Origin of the sequence: uncultured Zhongshania sp., from assembly GCF_963975605.1 — a bacterium.
Classification (GTDB): Bacteria; Pseudomonadota; Gammaproteobacteria; order Pseudomonadales; family Spongiibacteraceae; genus Spongiibacter; species Spongiibacter aquimaris.
Window position 1 is genome coordinate 91,406 of sequence record NZ_CAXBHN010000010.1, and the last position, 18,091, is coordinate 109,496.

Annotated in this window: 17 protein-coding genes; 2 read left to right on the plus strand and 15 right to left on the minus strand. The window is 49.7% G+C overall.

The genetic code is table 11. The annotated features are described in order from the left end of the window. Positions 1-2: 2 nt before the first annotated feature. The 12 genes from AAC007_RS10550 to AAC007_RS10605 all read right to left on the minus strand — a co-directional run bounded on the left by AAC007_RS10550 (position 3) and on the right by AAC007_RS10605 (position 13,245). The gene (locus AAC007_RS10550) at positions 3-3,365 is read right to left on the minus strand and encodes a transglutaminase family protein (RefSeq protein WP_339676600.1); all 3,363 of its coding nucleotides are present in this window, start codon (positions 3,363-3,365) and stop codon (positions 3-5) included. 337 nt (positions 3,366-3,702) lie between these two features. Beyond that, entirely contained in the window at positions 3,703-4,692 is a 990-nt protein-coding gene (locus tag AAC007_RS10555; protein WP_339676603.1) for a hypothetical protein, read from the minus strand. A 126-nt stretch (positions 4,693-4,818) separates the two neighbouring features. Then, a complete protein-coding gene (locus tag AAC007_RS10560) occupies positions 4,819-6,204 on the minus strand; it encodes a tetratricopeptide repeat protein (RefSeq protein WP_255558216.1) in 1,386 nt (461 codons plus the stop codon). Next, on the minus strand, positions 6,201-6,800 hold the full coding sequence (locus tag AAC007_RS10565) for an energy transducer TonB (protein ID WP_219042820.1): 600 nt from the start codon (positions 6,798-6,800) through the stop codon (positions 6,201-6,203). The genes AAC007_RS10560 and AAC007_RS10565 overlap by 4 nt, the downstream gene beginning before the upstream one ends. Positions 6,801-6,805: 5 nt before the next feature. Next, positions 6,806-7,213, minus strand: a complete 408-nt coding sequence (locus AAC007_RS10570; RefSeq protein ID WP_219042821.1) for a biopolymer transporter ExbD — start codon at positions 7,211-7,213, stop codon at positions 6,806-6,808. A gap of 10 nt (positions 7,214-7,223) precedes the next feature. Continuing rightward, positions 7,224-7,751, minus strand: coding sequence for a MotA/TolQ/ExbB proton channel family protein (locus AAC007_RS10575; RefSeq protein WP_295874954.1), 528 nt, complete (start codon positions 7,749-7,751; stop codon positions 7,224-7,226). Positions 7,752-7,754: 3 nt separating this feature from the next. Further along, positions 7,755-9,143 carry a MotA/TolQ/ExbB proton channel family protein gene (locus tag AAC007_RS10580; RefSeq protein WP_339676608.1) on the minus strand — a complete coding sequence of 463 codons (1,389 nt, stop codon included), beginning with the start codon at positions 9,141-9,143 and terminating at the stop codon, positions 7,755-7,757. Beyond that, positions 9,143-9,976 (minus strand): DUF3450 domain-containing protein, encoded by an 834-nt coding sequence (locus AAC007_RS10585; protein WP_295874948.1) that lies wholly within the window; start codon positions 9,974-9,976, stop codon positions 9,143-9,145. Before AAC007_RS10585 ends, AAC007_RS10580 begins: the two co-directional genes overlap by 1 nt. 311 nt (positions 9,977-10,287) lie before the next feature. After that, positions 10,288-10,794 (minus strand): dihydrofolate reductase, encoded by a 507-nt coding sequence (locus tag AAC007_RS10590; RefSeq protein WP_339676613.1) that lies wholly within the window; start codon positions 10,792-10,794, stop codon positions 10,288-10,290. 14 nt (positions 10,795-10,808) lie between these two features. Further along, positions 10,809-11,648, minus strand: a complete 840-nt coding sequence (locus AAC007_RS10595; protein ID WP_339676615.1) for a thymidylate synthase — start codon at positions 11,646-11,648, stop codon at positions 10,809-10,811. A 1-nt stretch (position 11,649) separates the two neighbouring features. Beyond that, positions 11,650-12,450 (minus strand): prolipoprotein diacylglyceryl transferase, encoded by an 801-nt coding sequence (gene lgt / locus AAC007_RS10600; protein WP_295874941.1) that lies wholly within the window; start codon positions 12,448-12,450, stop codon positions 11,650-11,652. 3 nt (positions 12,451-12,453) lie between these two features. Then, positions 12,454-13,245 carry a sulfite exporter TauE/SafE family protein gene (locus AAC007_RS10605; protein ID WP_339676617.1) on the minus strand — a complete coding sequence of 264 codons (792 nt, stop codon included), beginning with the start codon at positions 13,243-13,245 and terminating at the stop codon, positions 12,454-12,456. A 68-nt stretch (positions 13,246-13,313) separates the two neighbouring features. On the opposite strand from AAC007_RS10605, the gene AAC007_RS10610 reads away from it, so the two are divergent. After that, entirely contained in the window at positions 13,314-14,060 is a 747-nt protein-coding gene (locus AAC007_RS10610) for an NRDE family protein (protein WP_339676620.1), read from the plus strand. A gap of 2 nt (positions 14,061-14,062) precedes the next feature. Here AAC007_RS10610 and ptsP read toward each other — a convergent pair whose 3' ends face one another. Both ptsP and rppH read right to left on the minus strand, forming a co-directional pair. Beyond that, positions 14,063-16,327, minus strand: coding sequence for a phosphoenolpyruvate--protein phosphotransferase (ptsP, locus tag AAC007_RS10615; RefSeq protein WP_339676655.1), 2,265 nt, complete (start codon positions 16,325-16,327; stop codon positions 14,063-14,065). Then, positions 16,327-16,833, minus strand: coding sequence for an RNA pyrophosphohydrolase (gene rppH / locus AAC007_RS10620; protein WP_295874928.1), 507 nt, complete (start codon positions 16,831-16,833; stop codon positions 16,327-16,329). The genes ptsP and rppH overlap by 1 nt, the downstream gene beginning before the upstream one ends. A gap of 159 nt (positions 16,834-16,992) precedes the next feature. On the opposite strand from rppH, the gene AAC007_RS10625 reads away from it, so the two are divergent. Further along, entirely contained in the window at positions 16,993-17,649 is a 657-nt protein-coding gene (locus AAC007_RS10625) for an HAD family hydrolase (RefSeq protein WP_339676622.1), read from the plus strand. Between the two features lie 53 nt (positions 17,650-17,702). Here the strand turns inward: AAC007_RS10625 and gcvH are convergent, their stop codons facing one another. Continuing rightward, on the minus strand, positions 17,703-18,089 hold the full coding sequence (gcvH, locus tag AAC007_RS10630; RefSeq protein ID WP_219042831.1) for a glycine cleavage system protein GcvH: 387 nt from the start codon (positions 18,087-18,089) through the stop codon (positions 17,703-17,705). Between the last annotated feature and the right edge of the window lie 2 nt (positions 18,090-18,091).

Genomic DNA, 18,091 nt, shown 5'->3' on the forward strand with positions numbered 1-18,091 from the left:
ATCTAGCCGATCCAATTAGGCTTGCGGCGTAAATCTAGTGTGTGCGGGTATTCGCCTGGCGACTCTTCCGGCGGTGGCGCCATAGGCCGAGGTGGTTCAGGGAAAAACTCACGCACAGCATCTAGATCCGGTCTTGGCGTATAAGGCCCCGGCGTATGCTGCACTGTACTGAAACGATTCCCTCTGCGAGACTCTGCCTCAAAGGCATTCACCGGGAAGGTTTCGTATGTTCGACCACCGGGATGCGAAACATGATAACTACAACCGCCCACCGAGCGGCCAGTCCAAGTGTCTATCAAGTCAAATACCAACGGCGTATGCACACCAATAGTTGGGTGCAGTGCCGACGGTGGCGCCCAGGCGCGATAGCGAACACCGGCAACGTACTCTCCGTGTCGCCCAGTGTTAGCCAATGGCACACGACGACCATTGCAGGCCAGCACGTAGCGACTATCCGTTAAACCCGTTAGCTTGACTTGCAAGCGCTCAACCGAGGAATCCACATAGCGTGCTGTACCAAAGCTACCGATTTCCTCACCCAACACATTCCAAGGCTCAACCGCCCAACGCAATTCGATTTCAATCTCGTCGAGTTTGACACGACCGTAGTGCGGAAAACGGAACTCTTCAAAAGGCAGCAGCCAATCCGCTTTAAAAGGATATCCTGCCCGCTCTAGATCGGCGACGACGTCCTTCATGTCCTGCCACAAATAGTGTGGCAACATAAATTTATCATGCAGAGCCGTGCCCCAGCGAACCAGTGGCTTTTTGTAAGGCTCATTCCAGAATCGGGCAACCAAGGTGCGGATCAAAAGTGCTTGAACCAACGACATACGGCTGTGCGGTGGCATTTCAAAACCACGAAACTCAAGCAAGCCTAAACGCCCAGTCGCACTCCCCGGCGCATATAATTTATCAATACAAAATTCGGCGCGATGGGTGTTGCCCGTGATATCAATAAGCAAATTGCGCATCAACCTATCCACCAACCAAGGCTGATCTGCCAGACCATCGGGCATTTGCTGGAAGGCAATTTCCATCTCGTACATCATTTCATCTCGACCTTCGTCGGCACGCGGCGCCTGACTGGTCGGCCCGATAAAGGCACTGGAAAAAATATACGACAAACTTGGGTGATGCTGCCAAAACGTCACTAAGCTGCGCAGTAAATCAGGTCTCCGCAGAATCGGGCTATCACTCGGCGTTACCCCCCCCAAAGTAATATGGTTGCCACCACCGGTACCGGTATGACGGCCATCGAGCATGAATTTTTCCGCCGCGAGACGAGACTCACGCGCCGCCGAATACAGTTCGGTGGTGTTGTCCACCAACTCCCTCCAGCTAGAGGTAGGATGCACGTTCACCTCAATAACCCCAGGATCCGGCGTGACAAGCAGCTTTTGTATCCGCGGATCACGTGGCGGCTCATAGCCCTCCAGAATTACTGGCACACTTTGCTCTTTAGCCGTTTCTTCAATCGCGGCTACTAGTTCGACATAGTGCTCGAGACTGTGCAATGGCGGCATGAATATATGAACCTTTCCACCTCTTGCCTCAATACACATCGCCGTTCGAATCAAGGGTTGAGCGTACTTCAACTTTTCTGCCACAGTTTTAGACGCGCTTTGCAGCCGTTGGGGCGTTGGGCTTTTGCCTTCACTAGGGAAGTGAATTTCATGACGCGCTTGCAAGGGGCTGCGCTCTTCGAAAGGATCTCGATCCGGCTGTATATCAGGCTCTTCTAATTCAGGCAAATCACCTAGCGGCAATCGCAAGCCCATTGGCGAGTCACCCGGCGATAAAATAAGTCGCTCACGCTTTACATTCCAAATGCTACTTGCCCACTCACCCGCGACTGGCTCCCAAGCCAGCGGCAAAATATAACCCGTTGGATCTTTAAAACCTTGCTCTAACAGCCGAGCCAATCGGCGTCGACCTAAATCATCACTAATCTTGGCGGCAAGAATATCAATATTCTTGGGTATTTTTTGCTCCTGTAAAAGATAGTGTAAAGCGTCTTCATAAGCCGGCTGCACGTAATCTAAGGCCAAACTTAATTTGTCGACCAAGCCCAATGCAAACTGCTCAGACGTTGCTACACTGTGGCCATAATCCTTATCTACCCGCGCCAACAGTTCTGGGCTTGTCCACAGCGGCTCATTGTCTTTGCGCCAGAATAAACCCAGCGCCCAGCGCGGCACTTCTTCACCCGGATACCACTTTCCCTGCCCGTAATGCAGCAAGCCCTGAGGTGCGAAGTGATTCCGTAACTTCAATAATAAGGTTTTTGCCAAGCTTAGCTTTTCAGCACCAAGGGCATCAATATTCCACTGCGCTGACTCCATATCATCGATGGAAACAAAAGTAGGCTCACCGCCCATCGTCAGGCGGACATCGTTTGCCACTAGATCTTTATCCACCTGCTCTCCGAGCAGCAAAATATCCGCCCACTGATCATCGCTGTATGGCTTAGTGACCCTCGGATCTTCATGAACACGCTCAACGACGTTGGAGTAGTCAAACTCAACCTCACACTCGTCGGTGAAACCTTCAATTGGTGCAGCAGATACGGGATCAGGAGTACAAGCCAAGGGGATATGTCCTTCGCTGGCGAACAAGCCCGACGTTGGATCAAGACCTATCCAGCCAGCGCCTGGAATATACACTTCGCACCAAGCGTGCAAATCAGTGAAGTCTTCCTCCGGACCACTAGGCCCATCGAGCGACTTCTCATCCGACGTTAACTGCACTAAATACCCAGAGGCAAATCGTGCGGCGATACCCAAATGCCTGAATAACTGTACTGCCAACCAAGCGGAGTCCCGGCAGGAACCTTTCGCAAGCTCGAGTGTTTCCTCTGGCTCTTGCACACCGGGCTCAAAACGCAGGCAATATTCAATCTTCTTTTCGAGAACCTGATTCACCTCAACCAAAAAATCATTAACTGGGCGCTTTGTGGTAGAAACTGATTTCAATAGTTTATTGAATAACTTCCCCTGTTTTTCTTTGGCTAGGTAAGGGGCCAACTCTTTTTTAAGCTGCTTTTTATAGTAAAACGGAAATTTTTCAGCGTATTCTTCCACGAAGAAATCAAATGGGTTTATAACCGTCATGTCCGCGAGGACTTCAACTTCGACCGAAAATTTATCTGTTTTTTCAGGAAACACCAACCGCGCGAGGTAGTTGCCGAACGCGTCCTGCTGCCAGTTTAAGAAGTGTGCCTCGGGTACAATTTTCATGCTATAGCTATGAATCGGCGTTCTGCTATGTGGAGCAGGACGCAAGCGTATTACATGCGGCGAAAGATTTACCAGACGATCAAATGTGTAATACGTCTTGTGATGAATGGCCACTCGAATTGTCATTACTTCTCCTGCGAAAACCGCATATACGTCAACGTCCGTTTATATTTCAAATACCATGTAAAAATTTCGAAGCCCACCTCCCGCAACGGAACATAGGGAAAATTGGCTACACACCAATGTAGATGGCTTACTTTACAGACTCGCTACGCGTTACTTACGTATGAGCCAAGCCTCAAGCCTGTGTAATTCAATTTGAGAAATAAGCGATAACTTCGTTGATTGCTTACCTAGCATACATCGCGCCAACTAAGAACAAAGGCGCTGTGACGAGCAATATACAACAAGGTCGAAGTCGCGACACCAGCAACATACAAGCTCATAAGCACAGTATGTGCTTTTATTGTGAAAAATATACGTCTAACTTAATCGTAAAACTGGCTTCGGCATTCCATCCGTCGACTTTAGGGAAGAACACCTCAGGGCTAGCGGTAAGGAATACCCAGTCTTCGTGTAGCTTATAACTATAACTACTTCCAAAAAAATACGCGGTCATTTGGGTTCGGAATTCCGTCGAAAAAACTGAGCCAACCCTGTACTCCAAGGCAGACTTATCCGAAAGCCCCTGATTTAAAGATAGTACATGGACATTTTCAAAATAGTCATTCTGATCCTCAAACTCGAGCACCGTAAAATACTTTAAACCAAATCGCTCATTTATTGGCCTTAATATTTCAAGCTCGCTGGTCTCACCCCAACCGCGGTCACTAAAGTACCAGACCTCCTGGGTGAACTCAGGGAGCCATTCCCCCCACGGCTCCATCGGGCGCCTTAACCTATATCGTCCAAACGTCACCAGCGGCGCGCGAAGCTTAATACCGATTCGCGCTGATCGCTTCCACTTATTCCATTCATCATCCGGCGTTATCTCGATGCCTGACACCGACTCTTTCCGCCGAAATCGCTCGCCTGTTGAATTACTTCTCACTCGCTCTTCTAAGGAGTTTTCGGTGTATTCGTCACTACTGAAAAAGACTTTTGCTTTACGCTGAGTATTAGGAAGATCAAATTTAGCTTTCACTCTGACATCTGTCTGTATCTCGCCGTGCTCCTCCCACGTTTCTCTAAGCTGGAGCTTCACATAGCTTTCGTTTTTATATTCCGGAGGTGAGTTTTCTTTACTGAAGTAGTAGTCAACACCCTCAGCAAAGTCAATCCAGCGCTCAGACCAATTATCCCTAGTCGTTTCCGCTCGATCAAAGGTACGGCTAAAAAACCCAGCTTCAGGCTCATCCAAGTCCAGAGCGTCTTCGGCCTGCAGCCCAGCAGCCAACGACAGCCCCAGGGCGGCCCACAACAATTTTATAACCTTAGCCTTCTGATGATGCATACAACTTATTGCTCTGACAAAGAAAGATGCTGTATTAAAACTATAGGAAGTGAAAACAGATTCGTCTATCTATCGAGCATAAAAAAGGCACCCTAAGGTGCCTTTTCGACGTACGCTGATGCTAAATTAGCCATCTTTTAGAGCTTCTTGGCGTTCAAGCTCTTTCGCCATGAACTCCATCCACTGTTTTGCGTAAGTTGCAGACTTTTCACTTTTTGCCGCTTCCTTAAAGGCCTTACGCGCTCCTTCATACTCTTGAAGGTTAAAGCGAGCCATACCAAGTACAAGATAAGCATTGTCTGGTCGTTTAATATCACCTTTTCTAAATGCATTCTCTATGGCTTTTTCAGCCTTATCGAACTCATCGTTATCAAGGTAGATATTACCCAAGCGCGACCACAACTCGCCCTTATCCGATTTCTCCGCGGCCTTTGCCATCTCTGGAATAGCCTTCTTCAATTCTTGCGCTTGGCGCCATGCATTACCAAGTAACTCAAGATTTTTAGAAGTCGCAGGGATGTCGCCTTTCTTAATACCCTTATCAAGCACTTTAGCTGCTTTATATGGCACTTCCTGAGATAGGAAGAGGTAGGCCATATTAATTAGCTCTTTATCATTTTCCAGAACACCTTCGGTGTAAGCGGTCTCCATTGCTGCAGTCGCTTTTTCGTCCATTTTCAGCTCGTTGTACATTGCAGACAACTGCAGCCAGTAGGCTTTTTTCTGGTAATGCTTGAGCGTTTCTTCAAGAATCGCCGTTACGCGCTTGATATCATTCTTTTCATAATATAAGTAGCGCTGTAAACCCCACCACTGCTCTTTAGGTATCTTTCCGCGGCTAGTGTAGTCATTGATAGCAACTTCAATGTACTTTAGGGCGCGGTCAAGATCTTTGAGCTGGTAGTAACCCTGAGATAAAAGCGCATACGCGCCAGCACCCGGATCTTCGCCTAGAGCCTGCTTTGCCTTAAACCACTCTAACAGAGTGCTTACGCCGCCCTTGTAATCCTCTTTAACAAAGTAAAGCTGAGCGATGGTGTATTTTGTATTTAGCTCCATCGCTTCCGGAATATCCGGCTGCTTTACCACGTTACGATATGCATCAAGCGCCAAATCATACTTTTCCTGAGTAAAGTAGATAAACGCATACATATTATAGAGGTTGGCAAGCTCATAGCTATTCAGCGAGTTCCGCCCTTCTGTATCACGAAGGTCGTTGAGTAGCTTGACGGCTTCGTTATATTTTTTCGCGTCTGCCGCTTCTTGCGCTGCATTTAATTTTTCATAAATTTTAGCGCGGATAGCTGGCGTTCTACGTGTGCTCCGCTTGGGTTTATCTTTACTCTCAGCAGCGTGAGCAATGCCCACACTCTGTCCGCCAAGCATTGGCTGTAAGGATGAACTTACAATTGGCATGGCAAACACGGTAGCTACACCGAGAGCGATAGAACAACCCAGCTTGACCAACACTGGACGCAACGATTTAGTGCTCGAGTGATAATCAGACATCATTTTTCCAACTCATAAGTGAACCGGTTTTGTATGCCCGGCACCTCGATAGGCTCGCCGTCGGACACACGCGGTTTGTACTTAAACTTCTCTGCGGCTTTCTCAGAAGCGCGCTCGAAATAGCCCGCAGGCTGGCAATCAACCGCAACGATATCCCGAGTTGTACCAGCTTTTGTCACAGTGTATTCAACTGTGCAATAACCTGTCACACCACGACTTTGCGCGCGTCGCGGATAAATTGGAGCAACTTTTACGATCGGCAAATACTCACCATCGGAAGCAGAAAGTCCGCCGGCAGTATTAGTCAAATCAACAGATTGAGAAGGCGTCATATTGACAACATCCAAATTCGGATTGATGTCTTCCATCTCAGGTTGCTCCATATCCGGTGGCGGCTCGTCAGGCTCCTTCGGCTTATCGGGCTTGTTGTCTTTCATTGTTTCAATTTTGGTGTCAGGCATTTGTATATCGGCTAGCTTTGTACGCGGCTTTTCGTCCAGCGTTTTATCAGCCATCTCGATAAGGTACGGCATGAGGATGAACAGCGATGCCGTCACCACAAATGCCAATGCAGCACCTATAAGTAGTCGAATATTCATATTGATCAGCTGTCTTCAGTGGCCAATGAAACATCGTATACACCTGCCGACCGGCTGGCGTCGATAACCGCAGTAACCGTTTCAGTATTCGAGGCTTTATCAGCCTGAATAACTACGGCACCCTTAGGATTTTCTGCGTGCATACGCTCAACTACTGAGCGAACTGCGCGCTTATCAACCCGGCGCTTATCAATCCATATTTCATTGGTTGCTGTTACAGCAATCAGAATATTTACATTCTCTTTCTTAGTTGATGTTGACGCGTCAGGGCGGTTCACCTCGACACCAGCTTCCTTAATAAAGGACGCCGTTACAATAAAGAAGATCAACATGATAAACACAACGTCGAGCATCGGCGTCAAGTCTATTTCAGAGGGATTATCCTCTGTTCCGCCTCTTTTATTCCTTCTCATGTTAGCTCTCTTAATGATCTGTTGTCAGATGGTCTTTCAAAAGTTCGCTTTCACGGTCCGCAATACTCTTTACATAAGTATTGATAAAGACACCTGACAAAGCGGCAACCATGCCCGCCATAGTCGGGATTGTTGCTTTTGAAACACCGCCAGCCATCGACTTCGCATCGCCGCCACCGGTTACCGCCATGATGTTAAACACTTCAATCATACCGGTAACTGTACCCAGCAATCCCAACAATGGGCATAGAGCCACCATTGTTTGGATCATTGGCAAACTCGCGTTAATTTTAAGTGATACTTGAGATACCAACTTCTCGCGAATCTGCTTGGCATTCCAGGATTTGCGCTCTGTACGCTTCTCCCAAGTGCCAATAGCACCATTGACGTCTTTCGACAGGCTAAATTTGTAATACCAAAGTCTTTCTAGAGCGAGCGTCCACATCAGGAAAGTTAGGACGGCGATGGCCCAAAGTACGTCGCCGCCCGAATCCATGAATCTACGGATAATCTCGATCCATTCATTCAGTAGGTACATCGCTTAATTCCCCGCGTGACCTTCCGTGTGTTCGGCAATGATGCCCGTAGTTTGCTGATCAAGAACATGGATAATCTTCTTGGCACGACCACTAACGAAGGTGTGCAGCAGAACTGTTGGGATCGCAACCACCAGACCGAGTACTGTTGTTACCAGTGCACCAGAAATACCGCCGGCCATTGCTTTCGGATCACCTGCACCGAAGATAGTAATAGCTTGGAAGGTAATAATCATACCGGTTACAGTACCGAGCAGACCAAGAAGAGGCGCTACCGCAGCAATGATCTTCAGCAAGTTGAGCGAGTTCTCCAAGCGTGGAGTTTCCTTCAGAATTGCTTCTGAAAGCTTCAGCTCAAGCGTTTCTGGATCCATAGTTGGATTATCTTCATGCACTTTCAACACACGGCCAAGGCTGTTGTTAGTATTTGCTTTGGTGGTTTTCAACTGACTGGCAACTTTCATGTCTTCGATAGACAGAACAATCAGGCGCCAGATAGCAATCAACATCGCTAAGGCACCAACTGCAGTAATTACATAACCAACCACACCACCTTGATGCCAGCGCTCGGTAAGAGTCGGGCTATCAATCAATGCCGCTAGATAAGAACCACCTGTCGGACCTGTAGGGTCAACACCGAACGCGCTCATGCCTGAAGTAGATCCCGCGAGATCTTCAGCCCAGCCCATATATGGACCGCTAGGCTGACGTGACAATACCGCAAGTGCACCCGTTTCTGAGATGTACTGTAAGTATTCACCGTCCGCATTAACCATATTGAAGGTACCAACACGTACCACTTCTTGTTCTGCGCTTTCTCCGCCAGCACTAGTTACCGGCGTTTTGAATTTAACAACGCGACCAGACTCAGTCATTTCACGCTGTAATTCGAACCATACACGCTCGATCTCTTCAATGCTTGGCAGCTCTTCAGCACCAGCCATTTTATTAATCAAATCGTCAACGAACTGTTCACGCTGAGGGAACTGAACACTGATGATAGAAGATAGGAAGTTTGAACGAAGGTCGCCCGCTGTAGACGTCAAGTGACCGAACAGTTCAGTCAATGTACCTAGACGCTCTTTCAACTGACGCTGCTTCTCAACGATAACTGATTCGTTTTCTTCAAATGTTTTTTCCAGATCAGAAGAACGCTTTTCTTCGGCAGCCAAAGTACGCTTAGCTTCCTCAAGAGTTTTCTGCTGATCGAAACGAGCAGCGGCAAAACGTTGCTCACGCTCTTTGTTTTCACGAGCGTCAGTGGCGTAGCCCTGCTTAACCATTTTCAACAATTCGTCGAGCGATTTAGCATCTTCAGCCATCGCCGGCATAGCTGCAACGGCAATCGCGCCGCTGAAAGCCAGCACAGCAGCTTTTAATAGATTACGTTTCATTATTTAGCAGCCTCCGGAGCCGGAATCGGGAGTTTCATGATATCGATCGACGCTTGTTTGCGAGCGATACGCAGGCCTTTCTGAATAGCACCACGGTAATCGCCTGAATCCAGCTCAACCCATGCACGCTTGTCTTGATCCCAAGCACCTGATTGCTCGCCGTCAGTTGTTTGATACATCAAACCAATACGACCGATACGCAGGAAGTTAACTTCGCGGTCTGCACCGTTTACAGAAGCAACACCTTTGTAGCTATCAATTTTACGACCGTATTCGTTTTCGATTTTGTAGGCTTCGAGAACTTGACGGAATTTTTCTGCGATAGTGATATCCGAGCGATCCATATTGGTGCGTAAGAATTCAACACGCTCTTCGCGCTCTTCTTTATGGAATGGCACGTCCAGAGCAACAAACTGCTCAAGACCGTCAATCATGCGGATCAACAATGGGGTGATTTGGCGCTGAATGATAGTCGCCTCATCAACAGAGCGACCCAGACCGGCAATACGCTTCAACTGACCAGCGATCTGCTTTTCAAGACGGGCATTGTAAACGCGTAGGCCGTCTACTTGCTTCATCACTGTTTTGTAGTCTTGCAGCAAATCACCTGTCTCGGCTGCAAGGCGATCAATTTTAACTTGTGACTGCTTTGCTGCTGAAGTTCTCTTGATACCAACATCAAGAACGGTACTTACTGGAATTAAGGGCTTAACTGGCGCCGCGGCAGGTTCTTGCCCAGCAGTCTTATCAGCTGAATAGGCCGGCGATCCCGCCAGCATACCTACAGCCACACTGACCGCCAGCGCGATTGTTTTCAATCGTTGCGTTTTCATGGGAATTGCTTTTCCTATTTGGGACGTTTAGTGAAAGCAGAGCTTATTATCTTCTGTCAGCCGTACGGCCAGTCGTAAGACCGTGCTTTCATACAGCGGGGCTTATTTTAATCATGTGCAAACGTAAGAATCAACGACAAAACTAAATGTTTCGTAATATAAAATTTCTTGCCTGTTTTATGTGTTGAAGAGTTACGTTTTCGTGAAGAGCGGTAACGTCGCCCACTAACTAAGTAACGCTCAATAAGTGGAAATTGCCATCGAGAGCAAAACAAGCATGTACTGTGACCGTTTAAATATAACTTATTTATTCAAATTCTTTGCAATGTCAGAAAGCAATGGGCCGGCTTGCCATCTTCCGTTACTGGGTAACACTCGCGAACGACCTCTGCCCACTGATTTAGTTCAATTTCTGGAAACCAAGCATCCCCTTCCGGACTGACATCAACCTCAGTTACATACATTCTGGCGACCTCCGGCAAGGCCTGCCGGTAGATGGTCTCACCACCAATAACAAACACCTCATCAAGCCCCGCCAACTCGGCTTCGCGGCGCGCCAGCGCTAAAGCACCGGCTAAATCATCGACCACCGCAGCGCCTTCTGCGACATACCCTGGCTGACGGCTAATCACAATATTAGAGCGCCCAGGTAGTGGCCGACCTATCGACTCCCACGTCTTGCGCCCCATCACAATAGGCTTTGCCATCGTTGTGGCCTTAAAATGCTTTAAATCCGCCGGCAAATGCCATGGCAACTGATTATTTACACCAATTACGCGGTTTTTTGCCATCGCGACAATAAGTGAAACAGTAACCACTACTCGTCCTCTTCTTATATCGCTATCGGGGCTTTTATGGCCGGATGAGGATCGTAAGCCTCAAACTCAAAATCCTCTGCCGTATAATCGAAAATCGATGCCGGACGCCGTTTGATGACGAGCTGGGGCAGTGACCGAGGCTTGCGGCGCAACTGCTCTTCTACAATATCGTCGGTGAGGTGATTCTGGTACAGGTGGCAGTCACCGAAAGTGTGCACAAAATCACCCACCCCAAGGTCGCACTGCTGAGCAATCATATGGGTCAGCAGTGCGTAACTGGCTATATTAAACGGTACCCCCAAAAACAAATCTGCACTGCGCTGGTAGAGCTGGCAAGACAAGCGCCCTTCAGCCACGTAAAACTGAAACAAGGTATGACAGGGTGGTAATGCGGCTTTCCCGCGCCGAGCATTTTCCTGGGGGCTAAGCGACTCATCCGGAAGATCGGCAGGATTCCACGCATTGACCAACAGGCGGCGAGAGTCGGGTTTACGGCGAATCATATCCACCACCTCGCTAATCTGATCGATAGTTGAACCATCCGGACATACCCAACTGCGCCACTGCTTCCCATAAATGGGGCCAAGATCGCCGTTTTCTAATGCCCACTCATTCCATATACTGACACCGCGCTCTTGCAGCCAATTGTTATCGCAACTGCCTGCAAGGAACCAAATTAGCTCATTAATAATACTGCGCAAATGCACTTTCTTGGTGGTCAACAGCGGAAAACCCTGCTGTAAGTCAAACCGGAGCTGTCGACCAAACACCGATCGCGTACCCACCCCGGTGCGATCACCCTTGTCAGTGCCGTTATCACGCACATCGCGCAATAAATCCAAATACTGCTGCATACTATCTCCCACCTTTCACGGTTGAGCGCGTGTAAGTCCAAATCAGCAGACCGCCACCAATTGCAATCATAGGCAGCGACAATTCCTGCCCACGCGTCATCCAACCAAGCATATCAAAACCAATATGGCTATCCGGCTCTCGAACAAACTCCACTAGAAAGCGGAAGCTTCCATAGCACAGCAAAAATAAAGACCCGGCAGCATAGGGGGGCCTCTGCTTGCGGGTAAACAAAAATATAATCAAAAACAACACGACGCCTTCGAGCATAAATTGGTAGAGCTGCGACGGATGCCTTGGCAGCTGCATTGGATCGCGCGGAAACAACATGCCCCAAGGTTGATCCGTGGGACGCCCCCACAACTCTTGACCAATAAAATTCCCCAGGCGCCCCAAACCGAGACCGATTGGCGCTAACGGCGCTATAAAATCCCAAAGCGACGCAACCGGCACCTGAATTCGGCGGGCGTACAACGCCACCGCCACAACCACACCTAGCAAGCCACCGTGAAAAGCCATTCCCCCTTCCCACACGCGGAACAACCAGAGAGGGTCTTGTAAAAACTGCGGGAAATTGTAAAACAGCACGTAGCCAAACCGGCCACCAACGATAACACCCACCGCGCCGTAAAAAATCAGATCTTCAACTTGAGCCTCATTCACCGGACTCCAAGCCTGCTTTGTTCGACTTTTGGCGATATACCACGCCGCGGCGAAACCCGCCAAATACATTAGCCCATACCAATGTATCGCCAACGGGCCAATCTCTACCGCCACAGGATCAAAACCCGGATGTATCAACATGCCTTATAGCGCTCCCCAAATGAACTGACCACCAACAAATAACAAAAACAGCGCGAAACACTGTTTCAAACGTCGCGCCGAAAGTCGTTGCGCCAATATCGCCCCTAGCTTAGCGAAGGGCGCACTCAACAACACAATACCGATAAACGCCGGCAAATAGACATACCCAAAGCTGTAGGCGGGCAAATCTTGATGACCAAAACCGGCCACCATATTACTTGCCGACCCCACCAAAGCAATAGGCAGGCCGCAAGCGGCGGAGGTTGCCACCGCCGCCTGCATACGCACATTGCACCACGTCAAATACGGCACAGTTAAGGCGCCTCCGCCAATACCAAACAGCGCAGAAACGTAGCCTACACCACCCCCAACTGCAGCCAAACCCAAGGCTTCAGGAAGCTGGCGCGATGCCGCCGGCACCGCACCCAAGCCCATGTAAGCGGCAATAATAAGACTAAATACGCCGAAGGCTAACTTTAACGCCGCACCAGAAAGCGTTGCCGCGGTAGCCACACCAAACACCACACCAATCGCGATACCTGGAGCCAAACTTCGCCAGCACAGCCAATCAACATTGCCCAGCTTATGGTGGGCCCGCACCGAACTAATCGACGTCACCACAATCGTTGCGAGCGAGGTACCCACCGCCAATTGCATTGACACCTCTGGCGCCACCGACAATAAACCAAAACAGACAACCAATGCGGGAACAATAACCAAGCCACCGCCAACACCGAACAAGCCAGCGGCCAAGCCCGCAAACGCGCCAACGGTCAAATAAACCAATAAAATCATGCCGCCGAAGTCTCGCGCAAAGCTGCTATTATGACGGCCAAACCCTACAAAAAACAGCGAATGAAGCAATGTGCCTGATATTATTAAGCTGGCAAAATGATCCCGAGCACCCACTCATCGTCGCAGCCAACCGGGACGAATTCTTCCAGCGCCCCACCCTCGCCGCCAACTTTTGGCCCGAGCACCCTGAAATATTAGCGGGTCGAGATTTAGAATTCGGCGGCAGCTGGTTGGGTGTCAGCCGCCTAGGTCGATTTGCAGCGGTGACTAACCTGCGCGAAGTTGTCGCCAGCGGCGACCGCAGCCGCGGTGACTTAGTAAAAGACTTTCTATTGAGCACACAAAGCAGCAGTCAATTTGCCGAGCAACTAGAGTCTGAGAAAAGCCAATACCGCCCCTTTAACTTCATCGCCAGCGACGGCAATTCATTTTGCTATATCAACAATGTCGAGGCGGGCTGGCAAACATTAGCCCCGGGAGTTTACGCCATTGGCAATATTCCGCGCAGCGATGAAAATGCGAAAACCATAAAAGGTCGCGAGGACATGAGCGAATTGATGGCAGAGCACGTCAGCCCTCAAAAACTACTCAACTTACTGCAAGATAAGACACCAACCATCGTTAGCGACGACGAGATACACAAGGCATTGTCCTGTCGCTTTGTTAGTTTTGACGGCTATGGCACCCGCTCAAGCAGCATTGTGATCGCGAGTGACAATGGCCGCTGGGATGTCTGGGAAAAACAGTATGCGATAAGCGCTTCACAACAAGAAACGCTCCAACATTTTCACTTTACAGCGCGCCCGAATGGCTAAAGCTAAGCACCAACCGGTTGCAGCAGGCGCTCCATACCAATATCAATCATCGCGCTACGCAGCAATGCTTTTACTTCGTCAGCAGTATCGACCTGCATAGCTGCGCCCAATAACCCCTCAAGGTCATCAAATCGGCAACTTCGGATTACCGCCTTCACCCTGAGCAAACTATTATCATTCATAGACAGCATGTCGTAGCCCATCGCCATCAACAGCAGAACCGCCGCAGGATCACCGGCCAACTCACCGCAAATACCCACCGGCTTACCTTCCGCATGCGCCGCATCCACCACCTGCTGCAGGCTATTCAACACCGCGGGGTGATAGGCATGATACAAATCTGCGACCCGGGTATTATTGCGATCCACCGCCAATAGATATTGGGTTAAATCGTTTGAACCCACTGACAAGAAATCAACCCGCCGCGCCAATTGCCGCGCCTGATAGACTGCGGCCGGAACCTCAACCATGACACCTATAGGCGGCAAAGTGATATCCCAGCCATCTTCAACCAGCTCTTCGTAGGCTCGCCGCACAAGCTCTAAGGCTTCATCCACCTCCTGCACATTACTAATCATCGGCAACATAATGCGCAGATTATTCAGCCCTTCACTGGCCTTGAGCATCGCCCTAACCTGCACCAAAAATATCTCGGGATGATCCAAGGTAACGCGAATGCCGCGCCAGCCTAAAAAGGGGTTTTCCTCTTCGATGGGGAAATACGGCAAGGCCTTATCACCACCGATATCGAGGGTACGCATGGTAACGGGCAGCGGCGCAAAGGCGATTAATTGCTCGCGATAGATTGCCCGCTGCTCTTCCTCACTAGGAAAACGTTCGCGCAATAAAAATGGAATTTCAGTTCGATACAAGCCAACGCCTTCGGCGCCGCGATCTAATGAGCGCGCCACATCCGCCATCAAACCTGTATTCACCCATAGCGGCATACGATGACCGTCCAGGGTTTCACTTTGCAGGTCGCGTAATGCCTCTAGGCCTTGAGTGAGAACCTGATCTTCTTCCGACACCGAGCGAAAATGCTCGTAAACCTCGGCGGATGGGTTGTAGTGCACATACCCGGAATAGCCATCAACAATCAGATTGGCATTTTCAATTTGGGTATATGGCAAATCAGCGGCACCCATTACCGTGGGTATACCCATTGCTCTCGCCAAAATAGCGACGTGAGAATTGCTAGAGCCACGCACCGACACCATGCCGACCAGTTTTTCTCGCGGTACCTCTCCCAACATCGAAGCGGTTAACTCTTCGCCAACTAAAATGGTTTTATCTGGATACTCTGCTGGCTCAACATCACTGGTCTGCAGATACGCCAACACCCGCCGCCCCAAATCCTTGATGTCGGTGGCGCGCTCCTTGAAGTAGGCGTCCTCCATCATCTCAAAGGTGCGGATATGACTAGACATCACTTGGCTTAGAGCGCCCTGCGCCCACTCACCTTCATTGATCTTTTTAACGACCTCAGCAGCCCAGGTACCGTCATCAATAATGCGTAAATACACATCAAACAGGGCGTGCTCATCAGCGGGTAACTGGGTAAGTAATTTTTCGCTCAGCGCGTGAATATCTGTTCGCACTGCCTGCAAAGCGGCCTGAAATGCCTGTAACTCAAGCTGTGGGTCATCGCTCTGCCGTCTCGGCACCGAGTGCAGCTCTGCTATTGGTGCAACGATCACGGCGCGCCCAATGGCTATCCCGGTTGCACCGGCGATACCTTTAAACGACGCCGTTGCGCCGACGGCATTCTGAGAGGTGGTAATCGAGCCGGTCGCGCGAGCATGAGCGATAACACCCGCCAGCTGCGCCGACATAGTAACTAAAAATGCCTCTTCATTTTCATCGAAGCGACGGCTGTCTTTCTGCTGGACAACCAAAACGCCCATCACCGTACGCTGGTGAATAATGGGGGCACCCAAAAAGGAGTGATACTGCTCTTCACCTATGCCGGGCAAATATAGGAAATTGGGGTGCTTTTCCGCGTGATCCAAATTAACCGGCTCTTCGCGACGGGCAACTTGCCCCACCAAACCCTCATCGGGACCAAGGCTGACTTTACCAATGAGATCCGGATTTAAACCTTGGTTTGCCATAAAAATCAGGCGCCCAGAGTCAGGGTCTCGCAAATATACCGTGCATACCTCAGTGCCCATTACTTCAGCGATGCGACTTACAATAATGTCCAAGGCTGACTGCAAATTACCGGCAGCATTAACTGCCTGAACAATACTGCGCAGCGCCTCTAGCATCATAGTAATTCACCAGTCATGGCATCTTTCACTAGGCGAGCATGTCGCGGGGCCAGCTCTTTCATGGCGCGCCGATACACTTCTCGCTTAAACGCAACCACCTGACCCAGAGGATACCAGTAACTGACCCACTGCCAATGATCAAACTCGGCCTTGTCGCCGCAATTAAAACTGACTTTGGTGTCAGCGGCCTTCATTTGCAGTAAAAACCATTTTTGCTTCTGGCCAATACACAGCGGTTTATTGTCGCGCCGAATTAAGCGCTGAGGCAGACGGTAGCGCAGCCAACCGCGTGTGCAGGCGAGTAGGCTTACGTCATCCTCACGCAAACCAACTTCCTCGTACAACTCCCGATACAAGGCCGCCTCTGGCGATTCGCCCTCGTGAATACCGCCCTGCGGAAACTGCCACGCACTTTGACCAACACGGCGCGCCCACAACACCTGACCCTGCTCATTTGCAAGCACGATGCCAACGTTGGGACGAAATCCATCCGAGTCAATCACTACATCACCTATTGTTTTGATTTTATTTCCATTTTCTATTGTTCCACAAATTCCCGACCCTGGGAATTCACTCTACCAACAACACGATAGAAAGATGAAAATGCTTTCGCCAAACGCTATGCTATGCCGCCTTGGCAAGCCGCCTTTTTGGAGATTTACATGGCCCTGGCAATTTTCGATCTCGACAACACCTTACTCGCCGGCGATAGCGACCATGCTTGGGGCGAGTTTTTAGTAGCCAAAGGTATTGTCGACAGCGGCGAGTTTAAAACCCAAAACGACAAGTTTTATCAACAATACCAGCAAGGCGGGCTCGATATAGACGCCTATTTGCGTTTTGCCCTAAGCCCGCTAAGCAAATACGATCGCCAAGAGCTGGCCGCGATGCACGCCAATTTTATGGCTGAATACATTGCACCTCTCAGGCTGCCAAAGGCAGATGCGCTACTCCAGAAACACCGCGATGCCGGTGACTTTGTTATGATTATTACCGCCACCAATAGTTTCGTCACCAGACCTATTGCCGAAGCCTTAGGTGTAACCACGCTGCTAGCCAGCGAAGGCGAAATTATCAACGAGCGCTACACCGGCGAACCCAGCGGTATACCCTGCTTCCAAAACGGCAAGGTGATCCGCCTGCAACATTGGCTTTCAGACACAGGCCGCTCACTCAGCGGCAGCTACTTTTACAGTGACTCCCACAACGATTTACCACTGTTAAAATCAGTTGATCACCCCGTCGCCGTTGACCCTGACGATACGCTGCGCGCAGCAGCGTTAGCAGCTGGCTGGCCGGTTATCAGCCTTAGAAATTAATTTCGCCCACAAAAAAGCCCGGTCAATGCCGGGCTTTTCGCGCAAAATTGAAACTACTCCTCACACTGATCGTCGTAAGCCTCTGCATCAAGCAGGTTATCTAGCTCACTTAAATCAGAGGGCTGCATACGGAAAAACCAACCGTCGCTGTAGGGATATTCATTGACCGTTTCAGGGCTTTCATCCAAAGCGTCGTTCACTTCGATGATTTCACCAGATACTGGCGCGTAAATATCCGATGCCGCTTTGACGGACTCGACCACCGCCGCCTCATCACCCTGCGAATACTCCGCACCTACTTCTGGCAATTCAATAAACACCACATCACCAAGGGCGTTCTGAGCGTGGTAACTAATTCCTACAGTAATCGTGCCGTCTGACTCAAGGCGCGCCCACTCGTGGCTGCTAGCATATTTTAATTCGCTGGGGGTATTGCTCATTT

Excerpts from the sequence above, each read along its gene's own strand:
- AAC007_RS10550 (WP_339676600.1), bottom strand. The coding sequence starts at position 3,365 with ATGACAATTCGAGTGGCCATTCATCACAAGACGTATTACACATTTGAT.
- AAC007_RS10555 (WP_339676603.1), bottom strand. The coding sequence starts at position 4,692 with ATGCATCATCAGAAGGCTAAGGTTATAAAATTGTTGTGGGCCGCCCTG.
- AAC007_RS10560 (WP_255558216.1), bottom strand. The coding sequence starts at position 6,204 with ATGATGTCTGATTATCACTCGAGCACTAAATCGTTGCGTCCAGTGTTG.
- AAC007_RS10565 (WP_219042820.1), bottom strand. The coding sequence starts at position 6,800 with ATGAATATTCGACTACTTATAGGTGCTGCATTGGCATTTGTGGTGACG.
- AAC007_RS10570 (WP_219042821.1), bottom strand. The coding sequence starts at position 7,213 with ATGAGAAGGAATAAAAGAGGCGGAACAGAGGATAATCCCTCTGAAATA.
- AAC007_RS10575 (WP_295874954.1), bottom strand. The coding sequence starts at position 7,751 with ATGTACCTACTGAATGAATGGATCGAGATTATCCGTAGATTCATGGAT.
- AAC007_RS10580 (WP_339676608.1), bottom strand. The coding sequence starts at position 9,143 with ATGAAACGTAATCTATTAAAAGCTGCTGTGCTGGCTTTCAGCGGCGCG.
- AAC007_RS10585 (WP_295874948.1), bottom strand. The coding sequence starts at position 9,976 with ATGAAAACGCAACGATTGAAAACAATCGCGCTGGCGGTCAGTGTGGCT.
- AAC007_RS10595 (WP_339676615.1), bottom strand. The coding sequence starts at position 11,648 with ATGCAGCAGTATTTGGATTTATTGCGCGATGTGCGTGATAACGGCACT.
- lgt (WP_295874941.1), bottom strand. The coding sequence starts at position 12,450 with ATGTTGATACATCCGGGTTTTGATCCTGTGGCGGTAGAGATTGGCCCG.
- AAC007_RS10605 (WP_339676617.1), bottom strand. The coding sequence starts at position 13,245 with ATGATTTTATTGGTTTATTTGACCGTTGGCGCGTTTGCGGGCTTGGCC.
- AAC007_RS10610 (WP_339676620.1), top strand. The coding sequence starts at position 13,314 with ATGTGCCTGATATTATTAAGCTGGCAAAATGATCCCGAGCACCCACTC.
- ptsP (WP_339676655.1), bottom strand. The coding sequence starts at position 16,327 with ATGCTAGAGGCGCTGCGCAGTATTGTTCAGGCAGTTAATGCTGCCGGT.
- AAC007_RS10625 (WP_339676622.1), top strand. The coding sequence starts at position 16,993 with ATGGCCCTGGCAATTTTCGATCTCGACAACACCTTACTCGCCGGCGAT.
- gcvH (WP_219042831.1), bottom strand. The coding sequence starts at position 18,089 with ATGAGCAATACCCCCAGCGAATTAAAATATGCTAGCAGCCACGAGTGG.